Origin of the sequence: Streptomyces sp. NPDC002888 (genome assembly GCF_042888465.1) — a bacterium.
Classification (GTDB): domain Bacteria; phylum Actinomycetota; class Actinomycetes; order Streptomycetales; family Streptomycetaceae; genus Streptomyces.
Genome location: NZ_JBIAPU010000017.1, coordinates 1 through 22,485 on the forward strand (window position 1 = coordinate 1; position 22,485 = coordinate 22,485).

A 22,485-nucleotide genomic window follows, 5' to 3' on the forward strand; every position below is an offset into this window, starting at 1 on the left:
TCGCCGTCGACGAGGAACTCGCCCTCGGTGTGCTGGTGCAACCCCGAGATGATCTTGATGAGGGTCGACTTGCCCGCACCGTTGTCACCCAGGACGCAGGTCACCTGGCTGGGATACACCCTCAGGTCGACGCTGTGCAGGGCGCGGATGTTGCCGTAGGACTTGCCCGCGTTGCGCAGTTCGACGATCGCTCCGTCCTGCTGCGCCGGGGTGTCCGCGATGATGGCCCCGTGGGTGCCGGTTCCGTTGGTGGTTGTCATGGGGTCACCTCCGGGTCGCCGTGCGGCTGACCCACAGATTGATCAGGACGGCGCCGAGGAGCATCACGCCGAGGAAGGCCTTGAACCAGTCCGGGTTCCAGCCGGCGTAGACGATGCCCTGCTGCACCATGCCGAACATGAACGCGCCGAAGACCGGACCGATCGCCGAACCGGCGCCGCCGGTCAGCAGACAGCCGCCGATGACGGCCGCGGAGATGTAGATCAGCTCCTGGCCGACGCCTTCGCCGGACTGCACGGTGTTGAAGGTGAAGAGCTGGTGCATGCCGACGAACCAGGCGCCGAAGCCGACCAGCATGAACAGGGAGATCTTCGTGAAGGTCACGGGGACACCGACGGCCCGCGCGCTCTCCTTGTTGCCGCCGACGGCGAAGATCCAGTTGCCGTACTTGGTGCGCAGCAGCATCCAGGTGGCGATCGCGGCGAAGACCAGCCAGTACACGATGGTGATCTTCACGTTGACGCCGCCGACCTCGAAGGTCGAGGCGAAGATCTTCTTGGCCTGGCCGAAGCCGTCCATGTCGCTGATGTCGTCCGTGGCCACGTTGGTGGTGACCAGCTTGGTCACCGCGAGGTTCACGCCCTGCAGGATCAGGAAGGTGCCCAGGGTGACCAGGAAGCTGGGCAGGCCGGTCTTGACCACCATCCAGCCGTTGAAGAAGCCGATCGCCAGCGACACGATCAGCGCGACGATCACGCCCACCCAGACGTTCATCGTCAGCTGGTAGCTCAGCATGCTCGCGGTGAGCGCCGAGGTGATGACCGCGACGCCGGCCGACAGGTCGAACTCGCCGCCGATCATCAGCAGCGCCACCGGAAGGGCCATGATCCCGATGGTCGAAGACTGGTAGAGGATGTTGGCCATCGAGCTGCCGTCGCGCACCGGCGGCGCAGCGACGAGGAAGAAGACGTACACCGCGACGGCACCGAGGAAGACGCCCACCTCGGGTCGGGCGAGCAGCCGGAGCGCCAGGGGGCGCTGCCTGGTCCGCCCGTCCGCCCCCTTGGGGCCGGAGGCCGGCGGTGGGGTCACCGCCGGCGCAGCCTGCTGGGTCATGCTCATCACCGAGTGCCCTTCGCGGCGAACTCGGCGACGGCGTCGACGTTGGACTTGTCGACGAACGCCGGGCCGGTCAGCACCGGCGCCTCGCCGCCGCCCATGTAGTTGCCGTTGTTCTTGTAGAGCCAGAGGGAGTCGACGGCGAGGTAGCCCTGGAGGTAGGGCTGTTGGTCGACGGCGAACTGGATGGAGCCCTTCTCGATGGCGCTCGTCAGTTCCTTGTTGAGGTCGAAGGTGGCGACCTTGGCCTTGCTGCCCGTCTCGGACACCGCCTGCGTGGCGGTCAGCGCGAACGGGGCGCCGAGGGTGACGACGTAGTCGATGGCGCTGTCCTGCTTGAGCTTGGCGGTGATCGTCGACTTGACCGACGGCATGTCGGTGCCGTTGACGTAGAGGGTCTCCGTGGTGCCCGAGAAGGTCTTCTTCACGCCGTCGCAGCGCTGGGTGAGGCCGATGTTGCCCTGCTCCTGGATGACACAGACGGCCTTCTTGGCGCCGGACTCGTTGAGCCGCTTGCCGAGCGCCTCGCCCGCCACGGTCTCGTCCTGGCCGAAGAACTCCATCAGACCGAGGTTCTTCCAGTCGCTGACACCGGAGTTGAGACCGACGACGGGTATGTTCGCGGCCTTCGCCTTGCTCACGACGTCGTTGAGGGCGTCCGGCTTGGCGAGGGTGATGGCTATGCCGTCGACCTTCTGGTCGATGGCGTTCTGGACCAGGTTGGCCTGGTTGCCGGCGTTCGGGTCGGCCGAGTAGACGAGCTTGACGTTGTCCTTGGCCGCGGCGGCCTCGGCACCCTTGCGGACGATGTCCCAGAAGGTGTCGCCGGGCGACTGATGGGTGACCAGGGCGACCGTCATCCGGGGCGTTGTGGCCTTGCCCGCGGAAGCGTTGCCGCCTCCCTCCTCGGACTTCTTGCCGCCGGAGCTGCTGGAACAGCCTGCGAGGGTCAGTGCTGCCACAGCGGCCACGGCCACCACGGGGGCCAGTCTGCGGGAGCGGGCGTGCGAAGAGCGGTCCATCTTTCCTGCACCTCACTGTGCGCCAGGGGAAAGGGAAGGGAGGGTGATCACTGGGATCCGGTGCCGTGTTCGGATGGCCCGAACACGGCTGTTGCGCTGGGACGGGATCCAACTCCCCTGGCACGCCCGCTGTCAATACTTTGTTAAGACATCATTTCACATTCAGGTCCGAATGTAAGTACAAAGTCTTGACAGCGGCACCCTTCGCGACCTACACCTGGGGGCTTGCAGGCCCCCAGACCCAGCTCGACGAGGAGCGTCGCCCATGCCCGAGTCAGCCCGTTCCTTCGACCTGATCACGATGGGGCGCACCGGAGTCGATCTCTGCCCTCAGTCTGGCGTACCCCTGACCCCGGTGGCGACCTCCGACAAGATCTTCGACGGTTCCGCCACAAACGTGGCGGTCGCCGCCGCCCGTCTGGGCCGCACCACCGCCGTGATCACGTGCGCCGGCGACACCCAGGAACTGGACTTCTTCGCGATCCGCGCGGCCCGCGTCCTGTGGATCACCGGCACCGGTCTGAGCCGGGAGCCCGGCCGCTCCGCCACCCTGGCCGCCCTCAAGGCACGCGACAGAGCGGGCACGACCGTGTTCGACCTGGACTGGCGGCCCCTGCTCTGGGCGGATCCCGAGGAGGCCCGCCCCTACTACGCGGAGGCACTGCGGCACGCGACCGTCGCGGTCGGTGACCTCGACGCGTGCGAGATCGCCACCGGAGCGCGCGAACCGCGCGCCTGCGCCGAGGAGTTGCTGGCCGCGGGAGCCGAACTGGCCGTCGTCAGGCAGGGGCCCGGCGGTGTGCTGGCGGTCCACCGCGACGGCGCGTCGGTCCAGGCCCCGCCCGTGAGCGTCGAGGCGGTCGACGGCCACGGCGCGGACGACGCGTTCGGCGGCTGTCTCGTCCACGGGCTGCTGTCGGGCTGGGAGTTGGAGAAGACCCTGCTGCATGCCAACGCGGCCGGCGCCCTCGTCGCCTCCCGCCCCGCCGGCTCCGCCGCGATGCCCACCGAGTCCGAGGTCGAGGGCCTCCTCGCCCGCGGCTGACCGGTCCCACCCCCTGCACCCACCCACTCCGAGAGGCATCCCATGAGCCGGCCGACCCTCCGTCTGACCGTCGCCCAGGCGCTGGTGCGCTTCCTGTCCGTCCAGTACACCGAGCGGGACGGCGAACGGCACCGGCTGATCGCCGGGACCTGGGGCATCTTCGGCCACGGCAACGTCGCCGGGATCGGCCAGGCGCTCCTCGAGTACGGCGATGTGATGCCGTACCACCAGGGCCGCAACGAGCAGGCGATGGTGCACGCGGCCGTCGGCCACGCCCGTCACCTGGACCGCCTGTCCGCGCAGGCGGTCACCACGTCCATCGGTCCCGGCGCCACCAACCTCGTCACCGGTGCCGCCCTCGCCACGATCAACCGCCTCCCGGTGCTGCTCCTGCCCGGCGACTACTTCGCGACGCGCCCCGCCGACCCGCTGCTGCAGCAGCTGGAGCACCCGACGGAGGCCGACGTGTCGGTCAACGACACCCTGCGCCCGGTCTCCCGCTACTTCGACCGCGTCCACCGCCCCGAGGCGCTGATCCCGGCCGCCCTCCAGGCCATGCGGGTCCTCGCCGACCCCGCCGAGACCGGTGCCGTCACCCTGGCGCTGCCGCAGGACGTGCAGGCGGAGGCGTACGACTGGCCGGAGGAGTTCTTCGCCGAGCGCGTGTGGCGCGTACGGCGTCCCGTCCCGGAGCCGGTCGAACTCGCCGAGGCCGTCCGGGCGATCCGCGCCGCCCGACGCCCGCTGCTCGTCGCCGGTGGCGGGGTCCACCACAGCCGGGCCCAGGAGGCGCTGAAGGCGTTCGCCGACGCCACCGGCGTCCCGGTCGCCGTCACCCAGGCCGGCAAGGGCGCCCTGCGCCACGACCACCCGGCCGACCTGGGCGGCATCGGCCACACCGGTACCGCGGTCGCCGACGACCTGGCGCGCGCCGCGGACCTGGTCATCGGCGTCGGCACCCGCTACTCGGACTTCACCACCGCCTCCGGCACCCTCTTCCAGCACCCGGACGTGCGCTTCCTCAATCTCAACATCACCGGCTTCGACGCGCACAAGCTGGCGGCCCGCACGCTGGTCTGCGACGCCCGGGCGGGCCTGACGGCGCTCACCGCGGAGCTGGACGGCCACCGCGTCGAGGCGGCCTACGAGGCCGAGTACCGGGCCGGCAAGGAGCGCTGGGAGCAGGTCGTGGCGGCCGCCTACCGCGCCGACGACGAGCACGCCGTCCCCACCCAGACCCAGCTGCTCGGCGCCCTCGACGCCGTCGTCGGCGACGACGACGTGATCATCAACGCGGCCGGCTCGCTCCCCGGCGACCTGCACAAACTGTGGCGGGCCCGCTCGCCGCGCCAGTACCACCTGGAGTACGGCTTCTCCTGCATGGGCTACGAGATCCCGGCCGCGATCGGCGTCCAGCAGGCCGCGCCCGGCACGCCGGTGTGGGCGCTGGTCGGCGACGGCACGTACCTGATGATGCCGACCGAGATCGTCACCGCCGTCCAGGAGGGCCTGCCGATCAACCTGGTCCTGGTCCAGAACCACGGCTACGCCTCCATCGGAGGTCTGTCGGAGACGGTGGGCGGCGAACGCTTCGGCACCGCCTACCGCCACCGCGCCGCCGACGGCACCTTCACCGGCGCCCCGCTCCCCGTCGACCTCGCCGCCAACGCGGCCAGCCTCGGCATGGAGGTGCTGCGCGCGAAGACCGTGGGCGAACTGCGTGCGGCGCTGGCGTCGGCCCGCGCCTCCGACCGGCCGACCTGCGTGTACGTCGAGACGGACGTCGACGGCCCGACGTCCGCCGCTCCCCCGGCCGAGGCCTGGTGGGACGTACCCGTCGCCGAGACCGCGTCCCGCGCGTCCGCCGTCGAGGCGCGCGGGAGATACGACCGCGAGGTCGCCGGCCGCCGCCGGCACCTGTGAACCCCGCGCCCCGACGATCCCGAGGAGGTGACCCCGTGGTGAGGACAGGCGACCGCTCCCGTGCCGTGCCCGGCTCCGCGCTGGACTCCGTGCACTTCGCCCTGGACCGGGGCAGTCCGGTGCCGCTGTACTACCAGCTCGCCCAGCAGCTGGAGTCGGCGATCGAGCACGGCGCCCTCGCCCCGGGCAACCTCCTGGGCAACGAGATCGACCTCTCGGTGCGCCTCGGCCTGTCCCGGCCCACGGTCCGCCAGGCGATCCAGAACCTGGTCGACAAGGGCCTGCTGGTCCGCCGCCGCGGAGTGGGCACCCAGGTGGTGCACAGCCAGGTCAAGCGCCCCCTGGAGCTCAGCAGCCTCTACGACGACCTGGAGGCGGCCGGGCAGGGGCCCAGTACGCACGTGCTGCGCAACGAGACCACGTCGGCCACCGCCGAGGTGGCCGCCGCCCTCGGCATCGCGGAGGGCGCCGAGGTCACCGCCCTGGAGCGGCTGCGGCGCACCCACGGCCAGCCGGTGGCGTTCCTGTGCAACTACCTGCCGGCCACCCTCCTCGACCTGCCCACCGCCCGCCTGGAGTCGACCGGCCTCTACCAGATGATGCGCTCCGCCGGCATCAGCCTGCACAGCGCCCGCCAGACCATCGGCGCCCGCAGCGCGAGCGCCGAGGAGGCCACCCTCCTCGACGAGACGGAGGGCGCGGCGCTGCTCACCATGCAGCGCACGGCGTACGACGACACCGGAAGGGCGGTCGAGTACGGGCAGCACATCTACCGGGCCTCGCGGTACGCGTTCGACTTCCAGCTGCTGGTGCGGACCTGATCCCGGCAGGCGCCGATGCCGCTTGACTCCGGGAGGCGACGGGAGCAAAGTCGTACATATACGCCGTAAACGTACGGCGTCGCCAGAGGGGCTCGGCCCATGAGCGCACCGTCAACCGTGCTGATCACCGGTGGAGCCGGCTTCATCGGCAGTCACGCGTGCGCCGAACTGCTCGACCATGGTTACGAGTTGATCGTGGTCGACGACTACTCCAACAGCGCCCCGCAGGTCTTCGCCAGGGTCCAGCGGGTCGCCGGGCGCTTCGTCGGGGCCGTCTACGAGCTGGACATCCGCGACCGGCAGGCGCTGTCCGCGGTCTTCGACCGCCACTCCGTGGACGCGGTCGTGCACTTCGCCGGCCTGAAGTCGGCGGACGCCTCCACCCGCAGGCCCGTGGAGTACTACGACACCAACGTCGGCGGCACGACGGCCCTGCTGCGGACCATGCACGCGCACGGGGTGCACCAGCTGGTGTTCTCCTCGTCCTGCGCGGTCTACGGCGAGGCCGGACTCGCCCCGCTCGACGAGACCGCGCCCACCCGGCCCACCAGCCCCTACGCCACCTCGAAGTGGACCTGCGAGCGGATCCTCGCGGACGTCTGCCGCCACCGCCCCGAGTACAGCGTGGTGTGCCTGCGCTACTTCAACCCGGTCGGCGCCCACCCCAGCGGTCTGCTCGGCGAGGACCCGCGCGGCACACCCGACAACCTGATGCCCTACCTGGCCCAGGTGGCGGCCGGCCGCCGGGAGAGGCTGCGGGTGTTCGGCGACGACTACCCGACGCCCGACGGAACCGCGGTCCGGGACTACACCCACGTCATGGACACCGTGGAGGCGCACCGCGTCGCGCTCGACCGCCTCGCCGACGCGCCGGGCCTGCACGTGTACAACCTCGGCGCGGGGCGAGGAAGTTCGGTCCTCGACGTCGTCCGGGCGTTCTCCCGGGCGTGCGGCAGGCCCCTTCCGTACGAGATCGCCCCGCGCCGCCCCGGCGACGTTCCCGCCCTCGTCGCCGACGCGAGCGCCGTCACCCGCGACTGGGGCTGGCACCCCTCCCGGGACCTGGACGACATGTGCCAGGACGCCTGGCGCTTCCAACGGCTCAATCCGTACGGCTACGAGGGCTCCGCGCGGCGCCCGAACACGGACAGGAGGGCGAACGGGGGACTGCCGAACCGATGACAAGATGCGACCCCGCGCCGGGCGTGCCTACGATCAGTGACAGGAAGCCCAAGGTTGACGCGCCGTTCGCGGCTGCCCGGTGTCCCCGGATCGGGGAGGCGCTTGCCAGTGCTGCTGCACAACCGGCTGATGGCCGCATACCTGACGCTGGCCTTCGCCGTCACCTGTGTCTACATGACCGTTCCCGCCATGCTCGCGCCCCTGTGGGCCGTCATCGGACTGGCGGGCGCCGCGGCCGTGTTCACCGGTGTGTACGTGCACCGGCCGTCCCGTCGATGGCCCTGGCTGGTGCTCGCCGCGGGTCTGCTGGCCTTCTCCGCGGGCGACACGTACTACAACGTGCAGGAGCAGTACTTCCAGGCGTCCAACCCGTTTCCCTCGCCGTCGGACGCCTGCTATCTCCTCGTCTACCCGCTCTTCGCCGCGGGCCTGTTCGGCCTGGTCCGCTACCGCTGGACCGACCGCGACCTGCCCAGCCTGCTGGACGCCCTGATCATCACCGCCGGGCTGGCCCTGCCGGTCTGGGTCTACCTGGTGCAGCCGCTGACCACCCTGGAGGGCCTGACCTGGCAGCAGCGCGCGATCAGCATCGCCTATCCGCTGGGCGACGTGCTGGTCCTCGCGATGCTGGTCCGGCTGCTGGCCCCCAGCCCGGTCCACGGCCGCAACCGCGCCGTGCAGTTGCTGGTCCTGGGCACGGTGACCCTGCTCGGCTTCGACATCGCCTACGGCATCCTGCAGTTGCAGGGGACATGGCAGGCCGGCACGCTGCTGGACGCCGGCTGGATCGTCTTCTACACGGCCTGGGGGCTGGCAGCGCTGCACCCCTCCATGGCCGAACTGACCGATCCGGAGCCGCTGCCGCAGTCCCTCCTGCCGCAGCGGCGCCGACTGGCGCTGCTCGCCGCGGCCACGCTGGTCGCGCCCGCCATCCTGCTCTTCGAGGAGCGGGCGGGCACCGTGCACGACGCCATGGTGCTGGCCGCCTTCTCCAGCGTGCTGTTCCTGCTGGTGATCCTGCGCCTCGCGGGCATGGTCGTGGCCCACCGCAAGGCGGTGTCGCGGGAACACGCCCTGCTTACGGCGACCACCTCGATGGTGGCCGCGATGGAGCCGGGGGAGATCGGGCAGTCCTGCGACACCGCGGTCGCCACCCTGCTCGGCGCCGACGGCCCGCACCGGACCCTGATCCTCTCCGCCGAGCAGGCCCAGGAGCTGTACCGGGCGCTTGGCCGCTACCCCAGGAGCGGCCAGGACGGCCGTCCGAGGGGGGCCCTGCCCGGCACGCTCCTCGTCCCCGTCGAGCGGCTCGGGCCGGACATCGCGGGCGCCCTCGGCGATCTGCCGAACGCGCTGGTGTGCCCCATGGTCCACCCCGAGCGCCAGGCGGCCGGTGAACTCCCGGGTGTCCTGCTGGCCGCCGGACAGGAGCGCCAGCTCTCCGAGACACGCGGCTCGCTGGAGATCCTCGCCTCGCAGGCGGCCCTCGCGGCGGAACGCATCGCCCTGCGGCGGGAGATCGTCCGCAAGGAGAGTGACGCCTACTTCCGCACTCTGGTGCGCAACGCCTCGGACGTCATCCTCATCGTCAACGACGACACGACCGTCCGCTACGCCAGCCCCTCCGCACAGGCCGTGTTCGGCAACTCCGCGCTGGCCGGCACACCGCTGCGCGACCTGGTCGACGCCCGGGACCGCGAGCGCGTCGAGCGCACCGTGGCGGCGCTGGGCGGCGCCGAGGGGCGCGAGGAGGCCCACGACCACTGGTGGGTGACGCGGGACGGCGGCCGTATCGAGGTGGAGGTGCGCTGCCGGGACCTGCGGCACGACGAGACCATCGCCGGGCTGGTCATCACCCTGCGGGACGTGACCGAGCAGCGGCAGCTGGAGCACGAACTCACCCAGCGGGCCTTCCACGACCCGCTGACCGGCCTGCCCAACCGCACCCTGCTGCTGGAGCGCACCGGACGCGCCATGCTGCGCGGCCACCGTGAGTCGACACTGACGTGCCTGCTCTTCATCGACCTGGACGACTTCAAGGTCGTCAACGACACGATGGGGCACTCGGTGGGCGACCGGTTGCTGCGGGCGGTCGGCGAGCGTCTGTCGCAGACGCTGCGCCGCACCGACACCGCGGCACGCCTGGGCGGCGACGAGTTCGCGGTGCTGATGGAGGACGCCAAGCAGCCCCTCGACGCCGAACTGCTGGCCGCCCAGGTGATCCAGGCCCTCGGCCGGCCGTTCCAGCTGTCCGAGGGGCCGGTCGGCGTGTCCGCCAGCGTGGGCGTGGCCAGCGCCCTGGACACCACGGACGCCGAGGAGCTGCTCGCCCTCGCCGACCTGGCCCTGTACGCGGCCAAGGCCGCCGGCAAGCGGCAGTGGCGCCGGTTCCAGCCCCAGCTGCGGGTGCGCATGGCGGAGCGGCACCACCTCCAGGCGCGGCTGGACGAGGCGCTCGCCCGCGGGGAGTTCGCGCTGCGCTATCAGCCGGTCGTGGACATCGCCGCGGGTGACGTCGTGGGCTTCGAGGCGCTGGTGCGGTGGCCGCACGGCAGGCACGGGCTGATCCCGCCGGAGCAGTTCATCCCCCTCGCCGAGGAGACGGGCCACATCAACCCGTTGGGCTCCTGGGTGCTGCGCACCGCCACGGCCGACATGGCCCGGCTGCAGCACCGGGCCCCGCGCTCGGCACCGCCGTACATCAGCGTCAACGTCTCCGGCCGCCAGTGGGAGGACGAGGGCTTCCTGAACGAGGTGGGCCGGGCCCTGGACACCCCGGGCCTGGTGCCGGGCTCGCTGCAGCTGGAGCTGACCGAGTCGGTGATGATGCGCAGGGACGAGCGGCTCGACACCGTCGTCCGGGCGATGAAGGACCTCGGGGTGCGCATCGCGGTGGACGACTTCGGTACCGGGTTCTCCTCGCTGCGCTATCTGCGGGAGTTCCCGGTCGACGTACTCAAGATCGACAAGACGTACATCGACGACATCCCCGGGGACAGCCGCCAGGTCGCGCTGGTGAAGGGCATCGTCCGTCTCGCGGACACCCTCGGGCTCCAGGTGATCGCCGAGGGCGTCGAGGAGCGGGCGCAGCGCGACCTGCTCAACTCCGTCGGCTGCCGGTTCGGGCAGGGATACCTGTTCGCGCGGCCGATGACGATGGAGCAGGGCGAGGCGGTGCTGCGGCAGCGCGAACGCAGGCCGGCGGCCGGCACCCCCGCCGTCAGGCCTCCGCCGGCCGCGGGCCCGCCGGCCGCCAGGAGCGCCAAAGCCCCGACGACGGCACGGACCGCCGTGCCCGCGCCCGTCACCGGGCCCGTCGCCGGGCTTCCGGAGGTCCGGCGCGATCTGCGCTGGTCCGACCTGGAGCACCTGAAGCGGTCCAGTCCCATGAGCGACGCCGTCCTGGACGAGGTGCACGGCCGGCACATCCGCTGCGGGGACCAGTGGCTGATCGACTTCGCCTCCTGCAACTACCTGGGCTTCGACTGCGACCCCGAGATCATGGACGCGATCGAGCCCGCCGTACGCCGGTGGGGGACGCATCCGAGCTGGTCGCGGCTGCTGGGCAGCCCGCGGCTCTACGCCGACATCGAGGAGCGGCTGACGGCCCTGCTCGGGGCCGAGGACACGCTGCTGCTGCCCACCGCCACCCTCATCCACCACTCGGTGATCCCCGTCCTCGCCGACCGGGGGAACGTCTTCGTCGAGGCCACGGCGCACCGGACGGTGTACGACGGCTGTGTCGCGGCCCGCGGCCAGGGCGCGACGCTGCACCGGTTCCACTCCGACCGGCCCGACCGGCTCGACGCGTTGCTGCGGGACGTGCCGTCGGGCGGGCCGCTGCTGGTGTGCCTGGACGGCGTCGACAGCATGACCGGGAACGTGCCCGACCTGCCGACGCTGGCCGGCATCTGCCGGCGGCGGGGCGCGACGCTGTACGTCGACGACACGCACGGCTTCGGCGTCATCGGTGAGCGGTCGGCCGACGAGCCGTGCCCGTACGGCTCGCGCGGCAACGGCGTGGTCCGGCACACCGGCGAGTCCTACGACGACATCGTGCTGGTCGGCGGGTTCTCCAAGGCGTACTCGTCGCTGCTGGCGTTCCTCGCGCTGCCCACCGCGCTGAAGGAACACCTGAAGATCGCCGCGGGGCCCTATCTCTACTCCGGCCCCTCCCCCACCGCCTCGCTCGCCACCACGCTGGCCGGCCTCGAGGTCAACGACCGCCGGGGCGACGCGATCCGGGCCGACCTGCACCGCAAGACCGTGCGGGTCCTGGACCGGATGCGTTTCCTCGGCCTGTACACGCCGGGCGTCCTGGAGCTGCCGATCGTGGAGGTCCAACTCGTCGACGCCGCGGACCTGGAGGCGGTCGCCGCGTTCCTGTGGGACCACGGCATCTACGTCACGCTCGCGGCCTACCCGCTGGTCCCCCGCGACCGGGTCGGCTTCCGCGTCCAGCTCACGGCGCTCAACTCCGACGAGGACATCGGTCGGCTGGGCGACGCGCTCAGCGGCCTGGACGAGCGCTTCGCGCTGCGGCACAGGAGCTGATGCGGTCCGATGACGACCCGCAACGACGAAGTCGACTGGGACAGTTGGCCCGTCGAGGACTACCTCAGCGAGAACTACCGCGAGCTGCACCCGTCCGACGCGGCCGTCATCGCCCACCACTGCGCCTTCTACCGCACCCTCCCCACGGACGGCGTGGCACGCTCCGTGGAGTTCGGGGCCGGGCCCAACCTGTACCCGCTGATGCTCGCCGCCCCGGTGAGCCGCCGTATCGACGCCGTGGAGGCGGGCACGGCCAACGTCGCCTATCTGGAGCGGCAGTTGGCGCAGGGGCCCGACGGCAGCTGGCGGCCTTTCCACGCACTGGGCCGACGGCTCGACCCTCGCCTTCCGGCATCCCCGCGGGCGGCCCTGAAGCGGGTGCGCGTGGTGCGGGGCGACGTGCGGGACCTGCGGCCCGGACGGTACGGCCTGGCGTCGATGCACTTCGTGGCGGAGGGCGCGACCGAGGACTTCGCGGAGTTCGGGGAGTTCTGCCGGCTCTTCGCCCGGTCGGTGGTGCCGGGCGGGTACCTGGTCGCCGCGTTCATGGAGAACATGCCGACCTACCGCATCGGGCCCGTGTCGCGCTGGCCGGGCTGCCCGGTGGGTCCTCAAACCGTGCGGGAGGTGTTCACGCCCCTGACCGCAGAGCTCGACGTGACGCGGATCGACGCGGACCCGACGCTGCCGGACTACGGGGACACGGGGATGGTGCTCCTGACAGCGCGAACACCGTCTCCGTGAGAGCTGCACCGATGGCGTATGTTTACGATGCAAACCGGCGATTTGCCCCATCTCGGGGTGGTCCACAGCCAGTGGTGAGGAGGTGGGGCCCATGGCCAAAGATCCGGGGGGCGGCCCCACACGGCGTGCCAGCGACCGCGGGCGGTACGGCCGGCTCAACCGGGAACGGGTCCTGACCGCCGCCCTGGAACTGGTCGACCGTGAAGGGCTCTCGGCACTGAGCATGCGCCGCCTGGGCACGGAGCTCGGCGTGGAGGCCATGGCTCTGTACCGGTACGCCTCCAGCAAGGACGCCCTCCTGGACGGCCTGGTCGAGGCCCTCTACCTCGAACTGGAGGAACGCCTCGCGCACGGAGAGGACGGTGCGACCGCCCAGGCACCCGAGTGGCGCACCGAACTGCACCGCATCGCCCGGGCCACCCACCAGGTCTGCCTCGGCCACCCCCGGGTCGTGCCGCTGCTGGCCACCCGCATGCTCGCCGTCCCCCTCGCCCAGCGGCCGCCCGCCGTGCTGCGCGACCACGAGCGGGTGCTCGCGCTGCTGACGAAGGCCGGCCTCGACGAGGCCCGCACCTGCGCCGCCTTCCGCGCGTACACCGCGTGGCTGCTCGGCTATGTGTCCGTGGAGCTGCGCCCCCTGGTGGACAACCCCGACGAGACCGATCCCTCCTTCCGGCTCGGCCTGCACCGCCTGTCCCCACAGGAACTGCCCACACTGCGGGCGACCGCCCCCGCCCTCGTCGAGCCCGGCGGACCGGAGGGCCTGGCGGCCGGCCTCGACGCACTGCTGGACCGGTTCGCGTAGCCGTCAGGAGCCGTCCGGCTCCCCGGAGCGCGGCTTCAGCATCGCGCTGAACGGAGTGACCGGGCGTTCCTGGCGTTCGCCGTCCACGACGATGTCGACGACCTCGTTGAAGAACGCGAGCCGCCCCTGGACGGCGGCGGCGGCGGGCAGCGGGTCCGGATAGCTCCAGACGACGTTCGCCGGGACGCCCACCCCACCGCGCCAGGACCAGTACGCGGCGGTGCCCTTGTACGGGCAGCCGGTGCTGTGGTCGGTGGGTTCGAGCAGGTCGAGGCGGACGTCCTCGCGGGGGATGTAGTAGCGGGTGGGCAGCGAGGTCTCGAAGAGCAGCACGGGGCTGCGGGTGTCGGCGACGACCGTGCCGTCGATCTCCACCCGGACGTGCCGGCTGCTCGGCAGGGCGTCGACCCGTTTGTGCGGGTCGCGCGGGTGGATGAAGATCTCCTCCTCTTCCTCGTACCAGTGGTCGAGGGACTTGCGCCGGAACCACTCGAAGGCGATGTGGCCGGCCAGGTCGTCGGCGGGGAACGTCCAGGCCGCGTTCTCCACGGTCTCGCCGTCGACCTCGAGGTCGTAGAAGACCGTGGAGCCGGTGTGGGTGCCGGGCCTGGGCTTCCTCGCCGGGCGCAGCAGGTCCGTGCGGACGTCCTCGCGCGGGAAGACGTACTGCGGCACGGGCAGGCTCGGCTCCCACACGAGGACGGGATGCCTGCTGTCGACGACGGTGACGTCGCCCTTGCGCCCTCGCACCCAGCGGTCGCTGGGCTCCCACACGAGGCCCTCCGGGGTGGTGCGGAGGGGCCGGGCGGCGGGGTGTGCGGTCATGGCCGGTGCTCCTTCCGGGACGACGGGAGAACGTCGGGTCCCGGGGTGTTCCCGGGGTCCCCTTCCACCCTGCCACTCCCCCGCCTCCCGTGCGTCCAGTGAGGCCCCGGTCAGGCCGGGCGGCTCAGTGCGCCGCGTCCAGGCGGGCGCGCTGATCCTCCGTCAGCTCCAGGTCGACTGCGGCCAGGTTCTCCTCCAGCTGTGCCACCGAGGACGCCCCGGCCAGCGGGACGACGGGCAGGTCGCCGCCCAGCTGCCAGGCGAGGACCACCTGGTTGACCGTCGCGCCGGTCTCGCGGGCCACCTCACGCAGCGCGGCGAGCCGGACCGGGGTGCCCGGGTGGTCGTAGTCGGCCGGCAGCGGCTTGTCCGGGCCGGAGTACGCGCCCTTGAGCAGCGGCGAGTACGCGACCAGGGTCAGCCCGGGTTCGGCGCGCAGATAGCTCAGCAGCTCCGCGCCCGCTCCGCCGAGGCTGCCGTCCGGGAAGAGGTCGTCGGGCATGTCGGTGCGGGGGCGCAGGTGGCTGTGCTGGTACTGGAGCACCTCGTAGCGGGGCAGACCGGCCGCCGCCGCGAGGGCACGGGCCCGCTCCACGCGCCAGACGGCGTGGTTGCTCACGCCGAGCAGGCCGACCGTGCCCTCCTCGACCAGTGCGGCGAAGCCCTCGACGGTCTCCTCCAGGGGGACGGTGCGGTCCTCGATGTGCGCGTACAGCAGGTCCAGCTTCTCCACGCCGAGACGCTCCCGGCTGCGCTCGGCCGCCTCGCGGATCACCTTCGCCGACAGTCCCTCGGGGTTGTCGATGTAGCTGGTGCCGGGGGCCAGGGGGCGGGCGCCGAGCTTGGTGGCGATGACGATCTCGTCGCCGATCCCGCGGCTGCGCCGCCACCGGCCGAGCAGTTCCTCGCTCTGCCCGCCCTGGCTGCCGTCCGCCCAGAACGCGTAGTTGTCGGACGTGTCGATGAAGGTGCCGCCCGTCTCGACGTAGCGGTCGAGGACGGCGAAGGACGTCTTCTCGTCCGTCTGCGAGCCGAACAGCATCGCGCCGAGCGCGAGCACGCTCACCTCGCGGCGGGTCGCCGGATCGGTGCCGATGGTGCGGTACTTCATGATGGGTCCTCCCCTTCGGCCGGTACTTCCCGGCTCGAACGGGAGTCTTCAACTTGAAGCGCACTTCAAGTCAAGGGCCTGCGCCACGAGTTCACGAACAGCCGGTCACGCCCCGGGCCGCTCCCGGTACGGCACCGGCCGCCCCGTGAAGGCGTCGAGGAGGACACGGTCGCCGAGCGGCCGGTCCAGCCTCACCTTCACCTCCTCGCCGATCGCCTGGGCGGTGCAGGGGCCGTCGTCGGTGCCGACGACCGAGGCGGACAGCACCACGCTGCCGTCCGTCTCCAGCACGTCCACGGCGGGACCGTCGTCGCAGGCGCCGTGCTCGGCCATGACCGTGACCGACCGGCCGCTCCCGGCCGCCCGGACCAGTCCGCGCAGCGGCGACAGCAGGTGGTCGGACACCTCCGCGAACGGCCGGATCGGCGGCGGGGGCGGCTTCGACGGGCCGAGGGCGACCCGCTTGAGCGGGGTGTCGTAGCCCTCCAGGGTGAACAGCCAGGCCGGGACGGTGGCCGGGCCCCGGCTGGTCGCCACCGTCGTCTCGCCGAGCTTCGCGCCGGTCACGGTGAGGTGCGGCCCGTCGTTGCCCCCGCGGGCCACACTCTCGTAGGCCTCCCGCGCCCCCATCAGCGGCAGCGTCAGCGAGCCTTGGCCCTCCCACCTCACTCGCCCCTCCTCGCGCGGGGTGGCGGGCAGGGAGCCGCGCAGCACGAAGTTCTCTGTCGCGTACGCCTCCTTGTCGGCCCGGCTGCGGAAGGCGTCCTCGGGCAGCTCGACCGCGTCCCCCATCGGGAAGTAGCCCTTGTGCCACGCCTCGGCGGCCTGGGAGCCGTCCCAGGCGTCGGCGACCTGGCGGGCGCGGGCCGCAGCCCTCGGGTCCTGCTCGATGTCCCGCACGCCTTCCCCGCGGCCTCCGGCGGCCTTCTCTACTCCGCACCCGGTGCCCGCGGCGAACAGGGCGACGGCGGCGATCAACCGGACGGTGCGTGCGGTGTGCGTGCGCATGGGTCCCCCAGGAGCTGACGCGGCAGGGCCTCGGTGCCGTACCGCTCCTGTGACGCACGAACACCGCCCGACGTTCGAACGAACACGGCGACTCCCGCGTCGTAGGTCGGCACGGATCACGAGGAGAGGGAGACACCAGCCGATGAAGACCACGTTCCGGGTCGGCCGCCACCGAGCTGCGCTGATGCTGCTCGCCGCATCAGCCATGGCGTCCGCCGCCGCCTGCACCGCGCTGGACGGCGGCGGCGAGAGCGCCGGATCCTGCGCGTTTCTCAGGATCTACGAGGGCCGTACGTACGGCGACGTGGCCAACGTCGACTACACGATCGGGGAGAAGCTCGGCACCGTCACGTCACCGCCCTGCCACGACACGAACGACGACTCCGACGACTCCGTCACCTCCTCGACCGCCTACGCCGTCGAGGGCCTCGACCCGTCCGTCGCCATCGCCGTAGGAGACACGCCCGACGAGACGTACTTCCTCGTCGTCGAATCCGGCGGGACGCTGCCTCCCGAGGTGCGGAAACTGATCGACGGCCCCTGACACCCGGGACGGTCGGCGAGGCATGATCTCGTCAGGCGCCGCCACTCGAGAGGAAGGCACATCATGCCCGAGCCGCAGTCGTCCCAGCCGCTCGTCCACCGGGAGACCCGGGACACCGTGGCGGTGCTCCGCCTGGACGACCCGGAGCGCCGCAACGTGCTGTCGCCGCGCATGGTGCGGGACCTGGTCGACGCCGTCGAGCGTTGCGAGCGGGACGAGGCGGTGAGCGCGATCGTGCTCACGGGCGCGGGCCCGGCCTTCTGCGCCGGCGCGGAGCTGGACAACCTGCTGGCCGCCGCGGAGGGCGAGGAACACCGGCTGCGCGAGGTGTACGCGGGGTTCCTGGCCGTCGCCGCGTGCCGACTGCCGACGATCGCCGCGGTCAACGGGCCCGCGGTCGGGGCGGGTTTCAATCTCGCCCTGGCCTGCGACATCCGGCTGGCCGCCGAAGAGGCCCTGTTCGACTGCCGGTTCGCCCGGCTCGGGCTGCACCCGGGCGGCGGCCACACCTGGATGCTCACCCGCGCGGTCGGCCACCAGCGGGCCGCCGCCATGCTGTTGCTCTCCCAGCCCCTGAAGGGAGCGGAGGCGGCCGACACCGGGCTGGCCCTGCGCTGCGTCCCCGGCACCGACCTGGTCGAGGAGGCGGTCGCACTCGGCGCACGAGCGGCCAGCACCGACCCGGCCCTGCTGCGCACGATCAAGCAGACCCTGCTGGAGAGCGGCGCCGAACCCGACGTCACCCGCGTGATCGACACCGAGTTCGAACGCCAGGTGCGCTCGCTGCACCAGCCGGCCTTCAAGGAGGCGATGCGACGGGCCCGCGGCCGACGCTGAAAGCCGCTACACCTCCACTACTTCGGTGGTGTGGGTGTGTCGTGCGTGCGGTACATCGCCTGGACGTCCAGCTCCAGTTGGACCGTCGGGCCGACCACGGCGATGCCGCGCGCCAGCATGGAGCGCCAGTTGAGGGTGTAGTCCTCGCGGTGCAGCTCCGCCTTGGCCAGGGCCGCGCAGCGCAGCTCCTCGCCGTAACCGCCGTTGACCGTGCCCAGGTACGTCGTGTCCAGCGACACCGACCGGCTCACGCCGTGCATGGTCAGGCTGCCCAGCAGCGACCACTTGCTGCCGCCCCGGTAGGCGAACCGGGTGCTGACGAATTCGATGTACGGGAAGCGGTCGACGTCGAGGAAGTCGGCGGAACGCAGGTGCGTGTCCCGGGTGTTGTTGCCCGTGGTGATGCTCGACGCGTCGATGCGCACCTGGACGCGGGACTGGGACATGTCCTGGGCGACCTGGAGGCCGCCCTCGAAGCGTTCGAAGCGGCCGTGCACATGGGCCATGCCGACGTGCTTGGCGATGAAGCGGATCGCGGTGTGCGGCGGATCGAAGAGCCAGGTTCCGGGGACCGGGAGTGCCAGCTGCCGGGCCGACTGCAGCCACACGCGCTCCGGGGCGGGACCGGTGTCCGCGAAGACCTCGATGGTCTCGCGGTGCGGTTCCAGCCCCTCGGCCGCGATCATCAGGCTGTAGGCACCCGGCGGCAGAACGACCGTGAAGAAGCCGTACGGGTCCGTGGTCCCGCGTGCCGCGATCTGGTGGCTGCGCAGTTCCGTCACCGTCACGTCGGCCGCGCCCATGGGCTGGTTCACGGGGTCCAGGACCTCGCGGACGACGACACCCGCGCCGGCCGGGACGGGGAACGTGGGGCCCGCGGCGCCTCTGGAGGCACGGTTGAGTCGCCGCCGGAGCAGTCCGAGGGGCATGGGGTTCACCTTTCAGTCTGGTTCGGTCGGTACGTCGGTGGTGGCGGGTCTCCCTCGTACGCCGCCCGCAGAATCTCCCGTACGCCCTGGGCGGTGACCTTCCGCGGGTTGGGGTACGCCTGCCCGGCCACCTCACCCGCCGCCACCGCCAGGTCGGCTTCCTTGAGGCCGAGTTCGGCCAGGGAGCGGGGCGCCCCGAGGCGAGAGGACAGCTCCCACAGGGCGTACGGGGCGTCGTCGGCGTCCAGGGCCCGGCCGAGCGCTGTGAGGGCCGTGGGCGCGGCGGGCGCGTTGTGGGCGAGGACGTACGGCAGGACGACCGTGTGGGTCTCGGCGTGCGGCAGGCCGAAGGTGCCCCCGAGGACGTGGCACAGCTTGTGGTGCAGGCCCATGGTGGTGGCGCCGAGCGCGGCACCGCAGAGCCAGGCGGCGTAGAGGGCCCGGCCCCGGGCTTCCAGGTCCCCGGGATCGGCCGCGAGAGCGGGCAGGGCGCCCGCCATGGCCCGTACGCCCTCCTCGGCCGTGAGCGACACCAGCGGCGAGGCGTCCGGCGCGTACAGGGCCTCGGCCGCGTGCGCGAGAGCGTTGATGCCGCTGGTCACGGACAGGGCCACCGGGAGCGTCAGGGTGAGCTCGGGGTCGTAGACGACGCTGCGCGGCAGGACCGACGGGTCGCGGCCGGTGCGCTTGGCCCCGTGCTCGGTGAGGCCCCAGACGGGGGTCATCTCCGAGCCCGCGTATGTCGTCGGTACGGCGATCAGTGGCAGACCGGTGCGCAGCGCGATCGCCTTGCCGAGGCCGATCGCCGAGCCGCCTCCGACGGCCACGCAGCCGTCGGCGCCCGTGGCGCGCGCCACCTCGACGGCCCGGTCGGCGACCTCGACCGGCACATGCATGCGGGCCTCGGCGTGCAGCCTGGCACAGGCGTCGCCCAGCGCCGCCGCGACGGCCCGGGCCGTCTCCGCGCCGCGTGGCCCGCAGACAACCAACACCCGTCGCAGGCCGAGCCGTTCGGCCTCGCCCGGAACGGCGGTGACGGACGAACCGGGCCGCAGGACGACCCGCATCGGCGGGGACTCGTGGACGAACTCCATTACGGCTCCTCCGAGTTCAGCACGAGGTCGAAGCGCGCGTGCCGGAACGGGTTCGGGATGCCGAACTCCCGTGCCAGGGACGGATCGTCGGTCTCGGCGAAGTCCTGGACGAGGCTCTCCTTGACCGCGAACACCGCGTCGGAGTCGAGGTGGTCGCTGCCCGCCACGAAGATGTGCGTGGTGACCGGCACATGGCCTTCGGCCGAGGCGATGAAGTGGATGTGGGCGGGGCGGTAGGGGTGCCGGCCGGTCGCCCGCAGGAGGTCCCCGACGGGACCGTCCGTGGGGATCGGGTACGGGCTCGGCACGCACGTGCGGAACCAGAAGCGGCCCTGGGCGTCGGCCGTGAACAGCCCCCGCCCGTTCCCGGCCGGCTGGACCTTGGGCTGCTGCACGTCGTAGTACCCCTCGGCGTTCGCCTGCCAGACGTCGAGAATCGCGCCGGGCAGCGGGGTGCCGTCCCGGGACAGCACGCGTCCGCTGATCACGCACGGCTCGCCACCGCCGACCAGGTCGATGTCCGCGCCGAGTGCGCGGACCGGGGACTCGGTCATGTGGAAGGGGCCGAGCACCGTCGACTCCGTCGCTCCGCCGCGCCCTTCGCTGTTGATCGTCTCTACGAGCATCGAGACGCCGAGCACGTCCGACAGGAGGACGAACTCCTGCCGGGTGTCCGTGCAGGTCTGCCCGGTCGCCGTCAGGAAGTCGACGGCCCTCTCCCACTCCGCCATGGTCGGCTCCGTCTCGCGTACGAAGGCGTGGAGGTGACGGGTGAGGGCGGCGAGCAGCTCGCGCAGCCGGGGGTCAGCGGTGCCCTGAAGGCTGTCGACGACCGCCTCGGTGATGTGGGTGGTGAATTCGGTGGTCATGTCCGGGACCCTTCCCGTCAGCCATGTCCGAGGATGCGTCGCACCGCCTCGGTGAGCAACCGTTCGGCGTCCGCGCCGGACGCGGCCGCCGTCGCGTACCGGAAGGCGACGTACCCGTCCGGCCTCACCAGCAGGGCTCCCCCGTCGGCCACCTCGCTGAGCCGCGCCCAGTCGCCGTACGGGTCCTCGTACTCCTGCCCGGGCCCGATGACGACGGTGGCGATCTCCAGGTCCTGGCCCTCGGCCGCCCGTACCCAGTCCGCCCCGCCGATTCCGGTCACCAGGGTGAAGCGGCCCCGTCCGACGGTGTCGAGCGTGGACAGGGTGCGCGTGCCCGAGGTGATCCAGGCGTGCGGGAGCTTGGCGCCCGGGCGGGAGGTGGGCTGGTGGTACAGCTCGGGGTCGCGGTCGAAGCCGGGGTCGTCGGTGTCGTCCGGGACGATCGAGTCCGATGTGTACCGCTGGTTGAGGTCGACGCCGTGCGCGTTGAACTCGTACACCTTGAACGCGATCGCCTCGCGCAGCCGCGCCCGCTGCTTCTGCGCCGCCTCGGTGTCGTCCTTGCGGGCGGCGATGTTGGCCCACAGCTGCTCGGGCGTCTGCGGGGAGAGCCCGTCGAGCGCCTCGAAGATGGGGGCGGTCTCGCCGATGGACTTGTTGGCGCGGGTGACGATCTGCCTGCCGACCGGGGCACGCTCGGCGGTGTAGGAGTCCAGCAGCTTCGGGGACGCGGTGCCGTCGAGGACGAGCTTGAGCTTCCAGGCCAGGTTGTGGGCGTCCTGGATGGAGGTGTTGGAGCCGAGACCGTTGGACGGCGGGTGGCGGTGCGTGGCGTCACCGGCGCAGAAGACACGGCCGTCGGAGTAGGTCTCCGCGTACATCTCGTTGACGGTCCACGCCGAGGAGGACTTGATGGTCACCGGGATCTCGTCGTCGCCGACCAGCTGGCGGACGACGGACTCGGCGTACTCGGTGGTCAGGTCGGGGGCGCCCGCGGAGACGTCGTACCCCCAGACGATCAGCCACTCGTTCCAGGGCCGCACGCACCGGACCAGGCCGGCACCGATGCCGCCGACGGTCGCGCCCGGGGCGAGCACCCAGTACAGGGTGGACGGCCGATGGGCGGTGTACTTCGTCAGATCCGCGTCGAACACGATGTTGATGCTGCCGGCCACGCCCATCTGGCCGCCCATCGGCAGCCCCGCGTCCTCGGCGACCTGCGAGCGGCCGCCGTCGGCGCCGATGAGGTACTTGGCGCGGATGGTGTACGTGTCGCCGCGCAGCCGGTCCTCGACGGTGACCGTGACGCCCTCGTCGTCCTGGACGAAGGACTTGTAGACCGTGCTGAAGCGCAGGTTCGTGCCGCGCGCGACCGCCGCGTCGACGAGCACGGGCTCCATGAGGTGCTGGGGCATGTCGCACATGCGGGTGGGGCTGGCGAGTTCGTGCGCTGCCTGTACGAGGGGTTCGTTGCCCCAGGACCGGACGCGTCCCAGTTCCTCGCCGGCGAGGCTGGTGCAGAAGGTCGTGTCGCCCATCAGGTGCTGCGGTGTGGCCTTCGCGACGACCTCGTCCTCGACGCCGAGGTCGCGCAGCACCTCCATGGTGCGCTGGTTGGTGATGTGCGCCCGGGGCGTGTCGGCGAGGCTCGCGTAGCGGGTGACCACGATGTTCGGTACGCCGTAGGTGCTCAGGGCGAGCGCGGCGGCGGCGCCCGCGGGGCCACTGCCGACGATCAGTACGTCGGTCACGACATCGGGCTCGACGGTGTGCACGGGAACGCTCCAGGGAATGAGAACAGGCACCGACCGTCCAAGATCATGGAGGGGGGTAC

At 71.8% G+C, this 22,485-nt stretch carries 19 protein-coding genes; 9 read left to right on the top strand and 10 right to left on the bottom strand.

Features of this window, described 5'->3' with window-relative positions:
• From ACFYWX_RS26270 to ACFYWX_RS26280, 3 genes are all read right to left on the bottom strand, one after another.
• Nucleotides 1-260, bottom strand: a 260-nt coding sequence (locus ACFYWX_RS26270) for an ATP-binding cassette domain-containing protein (protein ID WP_389426555.1), incomplete at its 3' end; no start/stop codon positions are given.
• Nucleotides 261-264: 4 nt separating this feature from the next.
• The gene (locus tag ACFYWX_RS26275; RefSeq protein WP_389426556.1) at nt 265-1,341 is read right to left on the bottom strand and encodes an ABC transporter permease; all 1,077 of its coding nucleotides are present in this window, start codon (nt 1,339-1,341) and stop codon (nt 265-267) included.
• Nucleotides 1,341-2,360, bottom strand: a complete 1,020-nt coding sequence (locus ACFYWX_RS26280) for a sugar ABC transporter substrate-binding protein (protein WP_389426557.1) — start codon at nt 2,358-2,360, stop codon at nt 1,341-1,343. Before ACFYWX_RS26280 ends, ACFYWX_RS26275 begins: the two co-directional genes overlap by 1 nt.
• Before the next feature lie 265 nt (nt 2,361-2,625).
• Here ACFYWX_RS26280 and ACFYWX_RS26285 point away from each other — a divergent pair, with 265 nt between their 5' ends.
• From ACFYWX_RS26285 to ACFYWX_RS26315, 7 genes are all read left to right on the top strand, one after another.
• Nucleotides 2,626-3,405, top strand: a complete 780-nt coding sequence (locus ACFYWX_RS26285; RefSeq protein ID WP_389426558.1) for a PfkB family carbohydrate kinase — start codon at nt 2,626-2,628, stop codon at nt 3,403-3,405.
• 42 nt (nt 3,406-3,447) lie between these two features.
• Complete coding sequence (gene iolD / locus ACFYWX_RS26290) at nt 3,448-5,328, top strand: 3D-(3,5/4)-trihydroxycyclohexane-1,2-dione acylhydrolase (decyclizing) (protein ID WP_389426559.1); 1,881 nt, start codon at nt 3,448-3,450, stop codon at nt 5,326-5,328.
• Nucleotides 5,329-5,363: 35 nt separating this feature from the next.
• A complete protein-coding gene (locus tag ACFYWX_RS26295) occupies nt 5,364-6,149 on the top strand; it encodes a GntR family transcriptional regulator (RefSeq protein WP_389426560.1) in 786 nt (261 codons plus the stop codon).
• 99 nt (nt 6,150-6,248) lie between these two features.
• Nucleotides 6,249-7,331: a UDP-glucose 4-epimerase GalE gene (gene galE, locus ACFYWX_RS26300; protein WP_389426561.1), complete on the top strand. Its 1,083-nt coding sequence runs from the start codon at nt 6,249-6,251 to the stop codon at nt 7,329-7,331.
• 129 nt (nt 7,332-7,460) lie between these two features.
• Complete coding sequence (locus ACFYWX_RS26305) at nt 7,461-11,885, top strand: aminotransferase class I/II-fold pyridoxal phosphate-dependent enzyme (protein ID WP_389426748.1); 4,425 nt, start codon at nt 7,461-7,463, stop codon at nt 11,883-11,885.
• A gap of 9 nt (nt 11,886-11,894) precedes the next feature.
• Nucleotides 11,895-12,629 (top strand): class I SAM-dependent methyltransferase, encoded by a 735-nt coding sequence (locus ACFYWX_RS26310; protein ID WP_389426562.1) that lies wholly within the window; start codon nt 11,895-11,897, stop codon nt 12,627-12,629.
• Between the two features lie 91 nt (nt 12,630-12,720).
• On the top strand, nt 12,721-13,434 hold the full coding sequence (locus tag ACFYWX_RS26315; protein WP_389426563.1) for a TetR/AcrR family transcriptional regulator: 714 nt from the start codon (nt 12,721-12,723) through the stop codon (nt 13,432-13,434).
• A 3-nt stretch (nt 13,435-13,437) separates the two neighbouring features.
• Here the strand turns inward: ACFYWX_RS26315 and ACFYWX_RS26320 are convergent, their stop codons facing one another.
• The 3 genes from ACFYWX_RS26320 to ACFYWX_RS26330 form a co-directional block, all read right to left on the bottom strand.
• Nucleotides 13,438-14,259, bottom strand: a complete 822-nt coding sequence (locus tag ACFYWX_RS26320; RefSeq protein WP_389426564.1) for a DUF427 domain-containing protein — start codon at nt 14,257-14,259, stop codon at nt 13,438-13,440.
• Between the two features lie 124 nt (nt 14,260-14,383).
• The gene (locus ACFYWX_RS26325) at nt 14,384-15,370 is read right to left on the bottom strand and encodes an aldo/keto reductase (protein ID WP_389426565.1); all 987 of its coding nucleotides are present in this window, start codon (nt 15,368-15,370) and stop codon (nt 14,384-14,386) included.
• A gap of 105 nt (nt 15,371-15,475) precedes the next feature.
• Complete coding sequence (locus ACFYWX_RS26330; RefSeq protein ID WP_389426566.1) at nt 15,476-16,378, bottom strand: hypothetical protein; 903 nt, start codon at nt 16,376-16,378, stop codon at nt 15,476-15,478.
• A gap of 142 nt (nt 16,379-16,520) precedes the next feature.
• Here ACFYWX_RS26330 and ACFYWX_RS26335 point away from each other — a divergent pair, with 142 nt between their 5' ends.
• Together ACFYWX_RS26335 and ACFYWX_RS26340 are read left to right on the top strand one after the other, a co-directional pair.
• Entirely contained in the window at nt 16,521-16,922 is a 402-nt protein-coding gene (locus ACFYWX_RS26335) for a DUF6281 family protein (RefSeq protein ID WP_389426567.1), read from the top strand.
• A gap of 63 nt (nt 16,923-16,985) precedes the next feature.
• A complete protein-coding gene (locus ACFYWX_RS26340) occupies nt 16,986-17,759 on the top strand; it encodes an enoyl-CoA hydratase (protein ID WP_389426568.1) in 774 nt (257 codons plus the stop codon).
• A 17-nt stretch (nt 17,760-17,776) separates the two neighbouring features.
• On the opposite strand, the gene ACFYWX_RS26345 is transcribed toward ACFYWX_RS26340, so the two are convergent.
• The 4 genes from ACFYWX_RS26345 to ACFYWX_RS26360 are packed head-to-tail and all read right to left on the bottom strand — an operon-like array spanning nt 17,777 to nt 22,426.
• The gene (locus ACFYWX_RS26345; RefSeq protein ID WP_389426569.1) at nt 17,777-18,688 is read right to left on the bottom strand and encodes a YceI family protein; all 912 of its coding nucleotides are present in this window, start codon (nt 18,686-18,688) and stop codon (nt 17,777-17,779) included.
• Between the two features lie 5 nt (nt 18,689-18,693).
• Complete coding sequence (locus tag ACFYWX_RS26350; protein WP_389426570.1) at nt 18,694-19,782, bottom strand: maleylacetate reductase; 1,089 nt, start codon at nt 19,780-19,782, stop codon at nt 18,694-18,696.
• Nucleotides 19,782-20,651 (bottom strand): intradiol ring-cleavage dioxygenase, encoded by an 870-nt coding sequence (locus ACFYWX_RS26355; RefSeq protein WP_389426571.1) that lies wholly within the window; start codon nt 20,649-20,651, stop codon nt 19,782-19,784. Before ACFYWX_RS26355 ends, ACFYWX_RS26350 begins: the two co-directional genes overlap by 1 nt.
• A gap of 17 nt (nt 20,652-20,668) precedes the next feature.
• Complete coding sequence (locus ACFYWX_RS26360) at nt 20,669-22,426, bottom strand: FAD-dependent oxidoreductase (protein ID WP_389426572.1); 1,758 nt, start codon at nt 22,424-22,426, stop codon at nt 20,669-20,671.
• Nucleotides 22,427-22,485 lie beyond the last annotated feature (59 nt).